This is a genomic window from Streptomyces sp. NPDC047917, from assembly GCF_043204345.1.
Classification (GTDB): domain Bacteria; phylum Actinomycetota; class Actinomycetes; order Streptomycetales; family Streptomycetaceae; genus Streptomyces; species Streptomyces sanglieri.
In genome coordinates, this window is the sequence record NZ_JBIDCA010000012.1 from 1 (window position 1) to 12,227 (window position 12,227).

Consider the following 12,227-nt stretch of genomic DNA (forward strand, 5'->3'; position numbering starts at 1 on the left):
CGAGCTCCCCCCGATCCCGGCCCACCACCCGCAGCAGGACTGAGCCCGTCCCACCCCGTGCCGCCGGATCCGTCCGGCGGCACGGCCGTGCCGCTGCCCACCAGCCGTCAGCAGCGGGTCGCCGGCAGCCAGCCGCCGGTCCTCAGCAGCCAACCGGTCCCCAGCAGCCAAGTCGTCAGCAGTCGGCCGCTCAGCCGCCAGTCGTCACGCCAGGAGAGCCACCCGCCATGCCCGAAGGGCATACGATCCACCGCCTCGCCGAGGACCACCTCGCGCGGTTCGCCGGCGGAGACGTCCGCGTCACCAGCCCGCAGGGCAAGTTCTCCGACAGCGCCGCCCTCCTCGACGGCCGCGTCCTCGACGGCGCCGAAGCGCACGGCAAGCACCTCTTCCTCGGTTTCCGGGACACCGGCTGGGTCCACATCCACCTCGGTCTCTTCGGCAAGCTCGGCTTCGGTACGGCACCGGCCCCGCCGCCCACCGAGACCGTACGGCTCCGCCTGCTCAACACCGGCCACTACGCCGACCTGCGCGGCCCCACCACCTGCGCCCTGATCACCGAGCCCGAGAAGCGGGCGATACACGACCGCCTGGGCCCCGACCCGCTCCGCGACGGGGACGACCCGGCCAAGGCGTGGCGCAGGATCTCGAAGAGCCGTACCACCATCGCCGCCCTGCTCATGGACCAGAAGGTCATCGCGGGGGTCGGCAACGTCTACCGCGCCGAGGTCCTCTTCCGGCACGGCATCGACCCGTACCGCCCCGGCAGGGACCTCACCGAGCGCGAGTGGACGGCGATCTGGGACGACCTCGTCGCCCTCATGCGCGAAGGCGTACGGCACAACCGCATCGACACCGTCCGCCCCGAGCACACCCCGGAGGCGATGGGCCGCCCGCCGCGTGTCGACGACCACGGCGGCGAGGTCTACGTGTATCGCAGGGCCCGTATGCCCTGCCACATCTGTGGCGGCGAGATCCGCACCGCCGATCTCGCCGCCCGCAACCTCTTCTGGTGCCCGGCCTGCCAGCCGGCCTAGCCCGCGCGGCATGCCCGGCGGGGCCCGCGGGCCCTCCGCACGGTCAGAACCCGTGCGGCAGCCACGGCTCGACCGGCGACCCGAACGCCACCGACGCCTCCGTCAGCGCCCCTTCGCGCAGCTCCCTCACGCGCCCGGCGGCGGCCATCGACGTCAGCGAGAAACCACCCAGGTACGCCGCGCCCAACTCCCTTACCGAAAGCGCCAGATCGGGCGCGTCGTCCGTACGGACGCAGGTAGCCCCCTTCGTGTCGCCGATCAGCCGCCAGCGGCCCGCGTTCCAGGGGCAGAAGGCGTCGTCGACGTCCAGGACCACGTCCACCGGCGTCTGGTACGTCCGGGCCTCCAGCGCCGCGCCCACCTCCACCAGCCGGACGTACATCCCGTCCTTCGGGCTGAGCCGGCAGCGGCGGACGTCGGAGACCAGGTGCTGCAGGGCGTCGTCCGCCGGGCGGTTCAGCGTCTTCAGCGTCGACGTCAGATCGATGCCGAACAGATAGCGCCACAGCGCGGCGTTCGACAGCGGGTCCACGGCACCCAGGTACTCCAGCCACACCGTGCCCCGGGGACCCGCCGCGTCCCAGTCCGGCTTGACGCGGTACAGCGCGTACCCCGTGACCTCGCCGTCCAGCTCCGCCAGCACGCACCGCAGCGGCGAACCGCCGTCCCGCTCCGACGGCGGGTCGAGCAGCGGAAGCCGCTCCCAGCCGGGCTGCCGGGCCGGCATGCCCGGCCGCTCCGGCACCATCCGCGCGTACACGGCCTCGCACGCCCCGGACGCGTCGGCGGGCGCGGCGAGCCGCAGCCGTACGCGATCCGTCCCCTCCGGGACGGACAGGGCGACCCGGGCCGTGTCGATCTCCGCCCGCAACTGCCGCGTCGCGGCGCCGTATCCGAACCGGCCGTAGATGTCCGGTTCGGACGCCGTCAGTACGGCGACCGGTTCTCCCCACGCGCGTACGTCGTCCAGTTGCCGTCGCATCATCGAGGTGAGGACCCCGCGCCTGCGGTGCGTGGGCGCCACCGTGACCATCGTCACGCCCGCCGCGGGCACCAGTGCGCCTCCCGGGACCGACAGCCGGAACGTGAAGGCTCCCGCCGTGCCCACACAGGTCTCACCGTCCCAGGCTCCGAGCGAACGGTCGCACTCGGTGAGCGCCTCCCAGAGCGCCCGCGCCTCCGGACTCTCGGGGACACCACCGAACCCGAGCTCCAACTGCCCGTACCACGGCTCCCATTCGGCCGGGTCGAGGACCCGCAACTCCGTCGTCATATGCCATGGGTACCAGGCCCCCGAACGCCGGGGCGACCCGATTTCGAACGCAATGTCACAGGGGTCCCCCTGCACGGGACCCGTCCGGGTGGATAGGGTCCAGGCCAATGGCCCACGGCGCACGAGTCCACGCGTTCACGGCCCGGTACCGGAAGTCGGTGCACCGGGCCCGCATCGCCCTGCGCAAATCAGCCGTCGACTACTTCCGCGGCGACGGCTCCGACTGGATCGCCATGGCAGGTCTCCTGCTGACCATCCCGGCGATCACCCTCGCCACGCTCGCCACCCCGGTGTGGTGCGCGCCCGAGGCGCTCGTCCTGCCGATCGTGGCGGGCGGACTGCTGCTGCGGCCCGCGAGCCTCCTCGGCCTGTACGCGGCGGCAGCCGCCGCGCTCATCGTCGAGTCGGTCATCCTCGGGCCGTACACCGAGGGCGCCGCGCGCGTCACTCCCGGCACCGTCCTGGTCGTGGCCGCGTGCGGGCTGTTCGGGCTGCTGATCGCCCAGTTCAGGGCGCGCGTCGGCGTGCCCTGGCGGCGCGGCGGCACGATGCTGTTCGACCTGCGCGAGCGCATCCGCGTACAGAGCGCGCTGCCGTCCCTGCCCAAGGGCTGGCACCGGGAGATGGCGCTGCGACCGGCCGGCGGCCAGTCCTTCTCCGGCGACTTCGTCGTCGCGGCCCGCACCCACGGCGGGCGCACCCTGGAGGTCGTGCTCACCGACGTGTCCGGCAAGGGCATGGACGCCGGCTCCCGGGCGCTGCTGCTGTCCGGCGCCTTCGGCGGCCTGCTCGGCTCCCTCCCGCCGCACGGCTTCCTCCCGGCGGCCAACGGCTATCTGCTCCGGCAGGACTGGGACGAGGGGTTCGCGACCTCCATCCACCTGGTCCTCGACCTGGAGTCCGGCGACTACGAACTGCTGTCGGCCGGCCATCTGCCCGCGCTCCAACTCCACGCGGGCAGCGGCCGCTGGGAGGAGAAGGCCGCGGACGGGCCGCTGCTCGGTGTGTACGACGGGGCCGAGTTCCACCCGGTCAAGGGCTCCCTACGGGCCGGTGACGTCCTCATGCTGTTCACGGACGGCCTCGTGGAAGCCGCCGACCGGGACATCGCCGAGGGCATCGACCGGCTCACCGGCGAGGCCGACCGCTATGTCTCCTCCACTTTCGAGGGCGCCGCCTGGCACCTCATCGAGGCATGCGCCCGCGACGTCAACGACGACCGCGCGCTGCTGCTGATCACCCGCGACTCCTGAGGCGCCCCGGCGCGGCGCGGGCGTACCCTCGCCCCATGCCGAACCTCACCCTCGCCCAGGTCGAAGCCCTCGCCCGGCACGCCCACGCGGGCCAGACCGACAAGGCGGGCCGGCCCTACGCCGAGCACCTCCGCGCCGTGGCCGAAGGGGTGAGGGCGCGGGGCGGCGACGACGAGCAGATCGCCGCGGCGTGGCTGCACGACGCGGTCGAGGACGACGCGCTGTCCGACGAGTGGCTCGCGGGCGCCGCGCTGCCCCAGCGGGTCAAGGACATCGTCCTCGCGCTCACCAAGCGGCCGGGCGAGGACCTCGCCGCGTACACGGGCCGCATCCTCGCCCAGCCGGGCGCCCGCCTCGTCAAGGAGGCGGACCTCGCGCACAACGCCGACCCGGACCGCCTCGCCGTCCTGGACGAGGCGACCCGGGCGCGGCTGACCGCGAAGTACGCGACGGTACGGCGGCTCCTCGGCCTCACGGACGGCGGGGGACCGCCTCAGGGCGGAACGCCCACGTCATCCGGGGCTCGGTGACGCAGCGCAGCGCCCGCCGCACCGGCGGCGTGCACAGGAGCGTCACGCCCACGGCCGCCGCCACCGTCACGGCGACCCGCCCGGCCGGCGCGGCCAGCCAGGGGTGGGCGTCCACGAGGCCCCAGTAGTCGACCGTCTTCACGGCGAAGCCGTGCAGCAGGTAGCCGCAGATCGACCCCGCCCCGAGGGCCGTGAACCAGGTCGCGCGGCCGGGCACCCAGGCGAGGAACGCCGCCGTCAGCACCAGCGCGCAGCCGCCGACGACCAGGGTCATCAGGGGCCCCGTCCACCAGGGCGCCCCGAGCTCCTCGGCGCTGGTGCTGCGGTAGAACCAGCCCATCCGGACGGTCGGCGCCACCTGGTAGGCGAGCGCGAGGGCGCCCAGCGCCACCGGCACCGCCGCCAGCCGCACCGCCCGCAGCCGCACCAGCCGGAAGTGCTCGGGCCGCAGCGAGAGACCCAGCACGAAGAACGGCAGGAACTGCAGCACCCGCTGAAGATCCAGGTCGGAGCCGATGCCGGGGGTGAGCGAGGCGAGCGCCGCGATCACCAGGGCCACCGGCAGCGGATGGCGCAGGGTGCGCCACAGGGGAGTGGAGAGCCGCCAGACGAACAGGGCCGCCAGGAACCAGGTCAGATAGAACGGGTCGGTCAGCGAGAACGGGTGCGCCGGGTCGTCGGCGGCCCAGCGCCTGAACAGCGAGTACGCCGTCTCGAACACCAGGTACGGCACGACGACCCCGGTGACCAGCCGCTTCACCTGGTCGGGGCGCCCGGTGAAACTCCGCGAGAAGTAGCCGGAGATCACGATGAACGCGGGCATGTGGAAGGTGTAGACGAGCAGGTAGAGGGCGCGGGTGGCCCGGCTGCCCTCCATGACCGGCTCCCAGGCGTGGGCCACGGCGACGAGCACGATCGCGAGGTACTTGGCGTTGTCGAACCAGGGGTCCCGCCGCGCCGCCGACGCAGGGGCCCTTTCCACGGCGGGTGCGGGTGCGGGTGCGGGCGCGGGTGCGGCGGGGGACGGTCCGGTCGGATCTGCGAAGGGTCCCGGTTCCTTGGCCGGGGGCGGTGGAGACGTGCGGTTTCCAGGCGGAGCGTGGAACATTCCCGGCACGCTAGTGGCGCCCGCCGGATGACGGGAAACGCGTCGTGAATCGCCTTCACAGGAATCCGGCACCACCGTTGCATTGCCGTAATGCCCGGATTAATCCGTACCGAACGGGACATTTCTCTGTCCTTCAGGTGAGGATTGCGTGACGGTGAATCGCCCCGCCCGGCCGCCTGGGAACGTCCTGTGCCCGACATGTGAGCGCCCGGAAACGATCGCGTCGCATTCCCGGCGGAAATTTCCCCCGGTCGTGCCTCATGCGTCCGGCAGTGCAGCCGCCGGCCCCCTGTGACGTGTCTCGCGATCCGTCACGGGGCAGAACCGGAGGGGCTGTTGATGGCACGATGGCCCGAGCGGGGGCGCGCTGGGCCGTGTGAGCCCCCGGGCGGCAAGGCGGACCGACCGAGGGTGGGATCAGTTGTGGCCATTTCACTGTCCGTGGTGCTGCTGTTGGCGATCGTCCTCGTGGTGATGATCCGCGGCGGCGCACTCAAAGCGGGTCCGGCGGTCGTCGCCGCCCTGTTCGGTTTCTTCCTGGCGTCCTCGGGCATGGCGCCGTCGATCAATCGTTTCCTCAACTCGATAGCGGAAACGATCAGCCGCATCACCTTCTAGCGCCCGCGCACCTTCTAGCGCCTGCTCACCTTCCGGCGCCGCGCACCCGCCGGAGCCGGTCGCCTTCCAGCCCCCGCGCACCCGCCGGAGCCGGTCGCCTTCCGACCTCCGGCCTCCGGCCCCTCGGCACGGAACTCCCCGGTCCGGGAAACACCTCGGGCCCTGTCCGGTGACGAGGTCACAGGACAGGGCCCGAGGCGATGGAGCGGGCGACGGGAATCGAACCCGCGTAGCTAGTTTGGAAGACTAGGGCTCTACCATTGAGCTACGCCCGCAAAGCCGCACCGCAGGCCCGGGGGCCGACGGCACGTGAAGCATCGTAGCGGGTCGCGGGCGCCGCCCGCACACCCGATTGCTGTCACCCGGTGTCGCGTTCGGTGACGCCCGCGCAAAGCGGCCGATGCACCGCCCGACTGCATGTACCCTACGTGTCGCACCGACGGGGTGTGGCGCAGCTTGGTAGCGCGTCCGCTTTGGGAGCGGAAGGTCGTCGGTTCGAATCCGGCCACCCCGACCACCGGCAAGATCCAGGGACCACCGCAAGCAGGATCAGGGACCACCCGCAAGATCGCAGACCACGGGCAAGATCGCATTGTGGGAGTCCGACCCCTTGCCGTTACTATGCAAAATGCGTGCCCGTGTGTCTGATGTACCGGGCTCGGTCCGCGAAGCCGCCTCCAGTGCGGTGGAGCAGAACCCCAAGAAGTCAGCCACAAGGAGACCGAACCGTGAAGAGCGCCGTGGAGACCCTGAACCCGACCCGGGTTCGGCTCACTGTCGAGGTGCCCTTCGAGGAGCTCAAGGACAGCCTCGACGCGGCGTACAAGAAGATCAACCAGCAGGTCACGGTGAAGGGCTTCCGCAAGGGCAAGATCCCTGCCCGGGTCATCGACCAGCGTTTCGGCCGCGGTGCGGTGCTGGAGGAGGCCGTCAACGACGCCCTTCCGAAGTTCTACACCGAGGCCGTCAACGAGGGTGAGCTGAACGTCCTCGGCCAGCCCGAGGTCGACATCACCGAGCTGAAGGACGGCGAACTGCTGGCCTTCACCGCCGAGGTTGACGTACGCCCCGAGATCGAGATTCCGGACTACTCCGGCATCGAGGTCACCGTCGACGCCCTTGAGGTCAGCGACGAGGACGTCGAGAAGGCCGTGGAGCAGCTCCGCGAGCGCTTCGCCTCCACCAACCCGGTCGAGCGCGCCGCCGCCGAGGGCGACGTCGTGACGATCGACCTGCAGGCCAAGGTCGACGGCGAGGTCCTGGAGGACGGCGTGGCCGAGGGTGTCTCGTACACCATCGGTTCCGGAGAGCTCCTCGACGGCATCGACGCCGCCGTCACCGGCCTGGAGGCGGGTGGCGAGGCCACCTTCACCTCCGAGCTGAAGGGCGGCTCCGCCGAGGGCAAGGAGGCCGAGGTCACCGTCAAGGTCGCCACCGTCGCCGCCCGCGAGCTCCCCGAGCTGGACGACGAGTTCGCCCAGATGGCGAGCGAGTTCGACACCCTCGACGAGCTGAAGGCGGACAGCCGCAAGCGCCTGGAGAGCACCAAGCAGTACGACCAGGCCACCCAGGCCCAGGAGCGCGTCCTGGAGGAGCTGCTCAAGCTCGCCGAGGTCCCGATCCCGGAGAAGCTGCTCGCGGACGAGGTCCAGACCCGCAAGCACAACCTGGAGCACCACCAGCTCGGCCAGATGGGCCTGACCCTCGACAAGTACCTGGAGATCCAGGGCAAGACGGCCGAGGAGTTCGACGCCGAGACGTCCGAGCAGGCGGTCAAGGGCATCAAGACCCAGTTCGTCCTGGACGAGATCGTCAACAAGGAGAAGCTGAACGTCAACCAGGAGGAGCTCACCGAGCACCTCATGCGGCGCGCTGCTTCCTCCGGCATGAGCCCCGACCAGTTCGCCCAGGCCGTCGTCGAGGGCGGCCAGGTGCCGATGCTCGTCGGCGAGGTCGCCCGCGGCAAGGCGCTGGCCGTGGTCGTCGAGGCCGCCAAGGTCGTCGACACCAACGGTGAGCTCGTCGAGCTGGAGGACGACGAGGACGTGGCGGAGGAGACCATCGAGGCCGTCGAGGCCGCCGAGGGCACCACCGAGGCCGCCGAGGAGAAGAACGAGGCCTGAGCCTCGCGCTGAACCCGAACGACGGGCTCCGGACGCATGTGCGTCCGGAGCCCGTCGCCGTATGGCATACGGTGCCCCACAACCCTTGCGCGGACTGCGGACCTTGCGCTCCCAGCGAACAGTTGCGGAAGCGGGATGGCGTTGTCCCACCTGCGCGTTAGGGTCCATGAATAGGAAGGGCAGGGGAGCCCCCGCCCACCCGGTACGAAGACGCTGAGACGGCCGGAGCCGTCAGAGACGAGCAGGTGGATACGTGACGAATCTGATGCCCTACGCCGCCGGAGAGCCGTCCCTCGGTGGAGGCCTCGGTGACCAGGTCTACAGCCGGCTGCTCGGCGAGCGCATCATCTTCCTCGGTCAGCAGGTCGACGATGACATCGCCAACAAGATCACCGCGCAGCTGCTCCTTCTCGCCGCGGAGCCCGAGAAGGACATCTACCTCTACATCAACAGCCCCGGCGGTTCGGTGACGGCCGGCATGGCGGTCTACGACACCATGCAGTACATCCCGAACGACGTGGTCACCATCGGAATGGGCATGGCGGCCTCGATGGGCCAGTTCCTGCTCACCGGCGGCACCGCGGGCAAGCGCTTCGCGCTCCCGAACACCGACATCCTCATGCACCAGGGTTCGGCCGGCATCGGCGGAACGGCCTCGGACATCAAGATCCAGGCCCAGTACCTGCTGCGCACCAAGCAGCGGATGGCGGAGATCACCGCCCGTCACTCCGGCCAGACCGTCGAGACGATCATCCGCGACGGCGACCGCGACCGCTGGTACACCGCGGAGGAGGCCAAGGAGTACGGCCTCATCGACGAGATCATCACGATCGCATCGGGCGTTCCGGGCGGCGGCGGCACCGGCGCCTGATCCGGTCACCGGATCCGGCTCCACCGCCCCGCGCACCTCTCGTACGCCGAGACACCCAGCCACAGAACGCCACCAGGATGGTGAACACCCACATGAACAACTTCCCCGGCGCCTCCGCGAGCGGCCTCTACACCGGCCCGCAGGTGGACAACCGCTACATCGTGCCGCGCTTCGTGGAGCGCACCTCGCAGGGCGTGCGTGAGTACGACCCGTACGCGAAGCTCTTCGAGGAGCGCGTGATCTTCCTCGGCGTGCAGATCGACGACGCCTCCGCCAACGACGTCATGGCGCAGCTGCTGTGCCTGGAGTCGATGGACCCGGACCGGGACATCTCGATCTACATCAACAGCCCCGGCGGCTCGTTCACCGCCCTCACCGCGATCTACGACACGATGCAGTTCGTGAAGCCGGACATCCAGACGGTCTGCATGGGCCAGGCGGCCTCGGCCGCCGCGGTGCTGCTCGCCGCGGGCACGCCCGGCAAGCGGATGGCGCTGCCCAACGCCCGGGTGCTGATCCACCAGCCGTCCTCGCAGACCGGCCGCGAGCAGCTCTCCGACCTGGAGATCGCGGCCAACGAGATCCTGCGGATGCGCACCCAGCTGGAGGAGATGCTGGCCAAGCACTCCACCACCCCGCTGGAGAAGATCCGCGACGACATCGAGCGCGACAAGATCCTGACGGCCGAGGACGCCCTCGCCTACGGTCTCGTCGACCAGATCGTGTCGACCCGCAAGAGCGCGGCCGGAGCGGTCGCCTGACATCCGCCTTCACCCCTTGGCACACCACGTTCGCCCGGTCTCTGCCGTGTGAACCGTGCCAAGGGGGGCCCGAACGGGGGGCAAGGCAAGGTACCGTCGGATAGAGGCACCAGGAGCCGCTGAACCAAGCTGCTCCCAGGCGAAGGGGAAGCACCTCGTGGCACGCATCGGTGATGGCGGCGACCTGCTCAAGTGCTCGTTCTGCGGAAAGAGCCAGAAGCAGGTGAAGAAGCTCATCGCGGGACCCGGTGTGTACATCTGCGACGAGTGCATCGATCTCTGTAACGAGATCATCGAGGAGGAGCTCGCCGAGACCTCCGAAGTGCGGTGGGAGGAACTTCCCAAGCCGCGCGAGATCTACGAGTTCCTTGAGGGGTACGTCGTCGGGCAGGAGCCCGCGAAGAAGGCCCTCTCGGTCGCTGTGTACAACCACTACAAGCGGGTCCAGGCAGGCGAGAACGGCGGCGCGCAGGGCCGTGACGACGCCATCGAACTGGCCAAGTCCAACATCCTGCTGCTGGGCCCCACCGGCTCCGGCAAGACGCTGCTCGCGCAGACCCTGGCCCGCATGCTCAACGTCCCGTTCGCCATCGCCGACGCGACGGCGCTGACGGAGGCCGGCTATGTCGGCGAGGACGTCGAGAACATCCTGCTGAAGCTGATCCAGGCCGCGGACTACGACGTCAAGAAGGCCGAGACCGGGATCATCTACATCGACGAGATCGACAAGGTCGCCCGCAAGAGCGAGAACCCGTCGATCACCCGCGATGTCTCCGGCGAGGGCGTCCAGCAGGCCCTGCTGAAGATCCTGGAGGGCACCACCGCCTCCGTACCGCCGCAGGGCGGCCGGAAGCACCCGCACCAGGAGTTCATCCAGATCGACACGACGAACGTGCTGTTCATCGTGGGCGGTGCCTTCTCCGGCCTGGAGCGGATCATCGAGTCCCGGGCGGGTGCCAAGGGCATCGGCTTCGGCGCCACGATCCGCTCGAAGCGGGAGATCGAGGCGAGCGACCAGTTCCAGGAGGTCATGCCGGAGGATCTGGTGAAGTTCGGGATGATCCCGGAGTTCATCGGCCGTCTCCCCGTCCTGACCTCGGTCCACAACCTGGACCGCGAGGCGCTGCTGCAGATCCTGGTCGAGCCGCGCAACGCGCTGGTGAAGCAGTACCAGCGCCTCTTCGAACTCGACGGCGTCGAGCTGGACTTCGACCGCCCGGCCCTGGAGGCCATCGCCGACCAGGCGATCCTGCGCGGCACCGGCGCGCGTGGCCTGCGGGCCATCATGGAGGAGGTCCTCCAGTCCGTGATGTACGAGGTGCCGTCCCGCAAGGACGTCGCCCGCGTCGTCATCACGGCCGACGTCGTCCGCAACAACGTGAACCCGACGCTGGTCCCGCGCGAGCCGCGGACGATCGGCAAGGGTGACGGCGGGCGGCACGAGAAGTCCGCGTAGCGGCAGACGCAGATACGGAAGAGGGGCGCCCGGCCGGGCGCCCCTCTTCCGTATGCCGCGGTCCGATCAGACCTTGGTGCGGGACGTGTTGTAGAGCTTGGCGGCGAGGGCCGCGACATCGTCCGTGGGCATGGCCTTGTTGGTCATGGCCGAGCCGACGTCGAAGCCGATGACTGCGCCGACAGTGCTGTAGTCGGCCCAGATGCAGACGGGCATGACCATTTCCTTGGGGCCGCCTGCCGCGGTGCCGTCGGCCTTGTCGTTGACCATCTTCAAGTTCTGACATTTCATCAATGCGTCCTTGAAGCCGGGCGGCGTGACGCTCTCGGGGCTGCCGACGAGAGAGGTCTTGGCATCGTCGTTCTTGGACATCCCCATCTTGGCTTGGGCGAACATGCCGTCGAGGGCCTTCGCCGGGTCGGTCACGTCGCCCCAGTTGCCGTAGACCATGAGCATCTTGGTCGTGAGCGGGTTCTTGTCAAGGTCGCCGCTCGCGTACTGGGCCTCGGCCTTGTGGGCGTCCTTGATCCCCAAGGCTTCGGCCTCGGACTTCTCCTTGCTCGTCATCTCGCCTGCTGACGACTTCGCGCTGTCCTTCTTGTAATCGTCCACCGCGGCGGCGAACGTCAGCTTGTACCCCTTGGTGGAGTCCGCCACGTCGCTGTTGCCCCCGCCCGACGTCAGGAAGTACGCGCCGCCCGCGATGACCGCCAGCGCCACGACCACGCCGACGACGATCAGGCCGGTCTTCTTCTTCGGCTCGGCCGGGGGCATCGGCATCGTGCCGTAGGCGGGCTGGCCGCCGTACGGGGGAGTGGGCGGCTGCTGGCCGTAGGGGCCGGGCTGCTGGGCCTGGGGGTAGCCGTAGCCCGGCTGGGGCTGCTGCTGGGGCGGGACACCCTGGGGAGCCTGCTGGGGATAGCCGTAGCCGGGCTGGCCCTGCGGGGGCTGCTGGCCGTACGGGCCCGGCTGCTGACCGTACGGGCCGGGCTGGCCCTGCGGACCGGGCTGGCCCTGCGGCGGCTGCTGGCCGTACGGTCCCGGCTGGCCCTGGGGCGGGCCACCGTAGGGTCCGGGCTGGCCCTGGGGCGGCTGGCCGCCGTACGGTCCCGGCTGGTTGTAGCTCATCTGCGGTGTCCCCTGTTCGGAAAAGCTCATCGGAATGCTTATGCGTTCCGAACATCCTGGCGGACGGCT

The 12,227-nt window shown here is 70.1% G+C and carries 12 protein-coding genes and 2 tRNA genes; 9 read left to right on the plus strand and 5 right to left on the minus strand.

Annotated elements, in window-relative coordinates:
• Nucleotides 1-107: 107 nt before the first annotated feature.
• Nucleotides 108-242 (minus strand): hypothetical protein, encoded by a 135-nt coding sequence (locus ACGF8B_RS27820; protein WP_392712731.1) that lies wholly within the window; start codon nucleotides 240-242, stop codon nucleotides 108-110.
• Between ACGF8B_RS27820 and ACGF8B_RS27825 the strand changes: the two genes are divergently transcribed.
• A complete protein-coding gene (locus ACGF8B_RS27825; protein WP_392712730.1) occupies nucleotides 228-1,037 on the plus strand; it encodes an Fpg/Nei family DNA glycosylase in 810 nt (269 codons plus the stop codon). The genes ACGF8B_RS27820 and ACGF8B_RS27825 overlap by 15 nt on opposite strands.
• Before the next feature lie 43 nt (nucleotides 1,038-1,080).
• Here the strand turns inward: ACGF8B_RS27825 and ACGF8B_RS27830 are convergent, their stop codons facing one another.
• Nucleotides 1,081-2,310, minus strand: a complete 1,230-nt coding sequence (locus tag ACGF8B_RS27830) for a GNAT family N-acetyltransferase (RefSeq protein WP_392712728.1) — start codon at nucleotides 2,308-2,310, stop codon at nucleotides 1,081-1,083.
• A 107-nt stretch (nucleotides 2,311-2,417) separates the two neighbouring features.
• Between ACGF8B_RS27830 and ACGF8B_RS27835 the strand changes: the two genes are divergently transcribed.
• Nucleotides 2,418-3,563 carry a PP2C family protein-serine/threonine phosphatase gene (locus tag ACGF8B_RS27835; RefSeq protein WP_392712727.1) on the plus strand — a complete coding sequence of 382 codons (1,146 nt, stop codon included), beginning with the start codon at nucleotides 2,418-2,420 and terminating at the stop codon, nucleotides 3,561-3,563.
• A 35-nt stretch (nucleotides 3,564-3,598) separates the two neighbouring features.
• Nucleotides 3,599-4,093 (plus strand): HD domain-containing protein, encoded by a 495-nt coding sequence (locus ACGF8B_RS27840; protein ID WP_392712726.1) that lies wholly within the window; start codon nucleotides 3,599-3,601, stop codon nucleotides 4,091-4,093.
• Here ACGF8B_RS27840 and ACGF8B_RS27845 read toward each other — a convergent pair.
• Nucleotides 4,035-5,201, minus strand: coding sequence for an acyltransferase family protein (locus ACGF8B_RS27845; protein WP_392712725.1), 1,167 nt, complete (start codon nucleotides 5,199-5,201; stop codon nucleotides 4,035-4,037). The two genes, ACGF8B_RS27840 and ACGF8B_RS27845, sit on opposite strands and share 59 nt — an antisense overlap.
• A gap of 423 nt (nucleotides 5,202-5,624) precedes the next feature.
• On the opposite strand from ACGF8B_RS27845, the gene ACGF8B_RS27850 reads away from it, so the two are divergent.
• Nucleotides 5,625-5,819, plus strand: coding sequence for a hypothetical protein (locus tag ACGF8B_RS27850; protein WP_392712724.1), 195 nt, complete (start codon nucleotides 5,625-5,627; stop codon nucleotides 5,817-5,819).
• A gap of 201 nt (nucleotides 5,820-6,020) precedes the next feature.
• On the opposite strand, the gene ACGF8B_RS27855 is transcribed toward ACGF8B_RS27850, so the two are convergent.
• Nucleotides 6,021-6,094 (minus strand) — tRNA-Gly (locus ACGF8B_RS27855).
• Between the two features lie 165 nt (nucleotides 6,095-6,259).
• Here ACGF8B_RS27855 and ACGF8B_RS27860 point away from each other — a divergent pair.
• From ACGF8B_RS27860 to clpX, 5 genes are all read left to right on the plus strand, one after another.
• Nucleotides 6,260-6,336: transfer RNA gene (locus ACGF8B_RS27860), tRNA-Pro, on the plus strand.
• Nucleotides 6,337-6,547: 211 nt separating this feature from the next.
• The gene (gene tig / locus ACGF8B_RS27865; protein ID WP_392743862.1) at nucleotides 6,548-7,942 is read left to right on the plus strand and encodes a trigger factor; all 1,395 of its coding nucleotides are present in this window, start codon (nucleotides 6,548-6,550) and stop codon (nucleotides 7,940-7,942) included.
• Between the two features lie 265 nt (nucleotides 7,943-8,207).
• Nucleotides 8,208-8,813: an ATP-dependent Clp protease proteolytic subunit gene (locus ACGF8B_RS27870; protein WP_164495234.1), complete on the plus strand. Its 606-nt coding sequence runs from the start codon at nucleotides 8,208-8,210 to the stop codon at nucleotides 8,811-8,813.
• Nucleotides 8,814-8,890: 77 nt separating this feature from the next.
• Nucleotides 8,891-9,574 carry an ATP-dependent Clp protease proteolytic subunit gene (locus tag ACGF8B_RS27875; RefSeq protein WP_392743865.1) on the plus strand — a complete coding sequence of 228 codons (684 nt, stop codon included), beginning with the start codon at nucleotides 8,891-8,893 and terminating at the stop codon, nucleotides 9,572-9,574.
• A gap of 157 nt (nucleotides 9,575-9,731) precedes the next feature.
• Entirely contained in the window at nucleotides 9,732-11,030 is a 1,299-nt protein-coding gene (gene clpX, locus ACGF8B_RS27880; protein ID WP_072483632.1) for an ATP-dependent Clp protease ATP-binding subunit ClpX, read from the plus strand.
• A gap of 66 nt (nucleotides 11,031-11,096) precedes the next feature.
• Here clpX and ACGF8B_RS27885 read toward each other — a convergent pair whose 3' ends face one another.
• Nucleotides 11,097-12,158 carry a hypothetical protein gene (locus ACGF8B_RS27885; RefSeq protein WP_392744606.1) on the minus strand — a complete coding sequence of 354 codons (1,062 nt, stop codon included), beginning with the start codon at nucleotides 12,156-12,158 and terminating at the stop codon, nucleotides 11,097-11,099.
• Nucleotides 12,159-12,227: the final 69 nt, after the last annotated feature.

What these genes read in the sequence shown, in the direction of transcription:
- ACGF8B_RS27840 (WP_392712726.1), top strand. Translation starts at nt 3,599, where the DNA reads ATGCCGAACCTCACCCTCGCCCAGGTCGAAGCCCTCGCCCGGCACGCC.
- ACGF8B_RS27820 (WP_392712731.1), bottom strand. Translation starts at nt 242, where the DNA reads ATGCCCTTCGGGCATGGCGGGTGGCTCTCCTGGCGTGACGACTGGCGG.
- ACGF8B_RS27845 (WP_392712725.1), bottom strand. Translation starts at nt 5,201, where the DNA reads ATGTTCCACGCTCCGCCTGGAAACCGCACGTCTCCACCGCCCCCGGCC.
- ACGF8B_RS27825 (WP_392712730.1), top strand. Translation starts at nt 228, where the DNA reads ATGCCCGAAGGGCATACGATCCACCGCCTCGCCGAGGACCACCTCGCG.
- ACGF8B_RS27835 (WP_392712727.1), top strand. Translation starts at nt 2,418, where the DNA reads ATGGCCCACGGCGCACGAGTCCACGCGTTCACGGCCCGGTACCGGAAG.
- ACGF8B_RS27875 (WP_392743865.1), top strand. Translation starts at nt 8,891, where the DNA reads ATGGTGAACACCCACATGAACAACTTCCCCGGCGCCTCCGCGAGCGGC.
- ACGF8B_RS27870 (WP_164495234.1), top strand. Translation starts at nt 8,208, where the DNA reads ATGCCCTACGCCGCCGGAGAGCCGTCCCTCGGTGGAGGCCTCGGTGAC.
- ACGF8B_RS27885 (WP_392744606.1), bottom strand. Translation starts at nt 12,158, where the DNA reads ATGAGCTACAACCAGCCGGGACCGTACGGCGGCCAGCCGCCCCAGGGC.
- ACGF8B_RS27830 (WP_392712728.1), bottom strand. Translation starts at nt 2,310, where the DNA reads ATGACGACGGAGTTGCGGGTCCTCGACCCGGCCGAATGGGAGCCGTGG.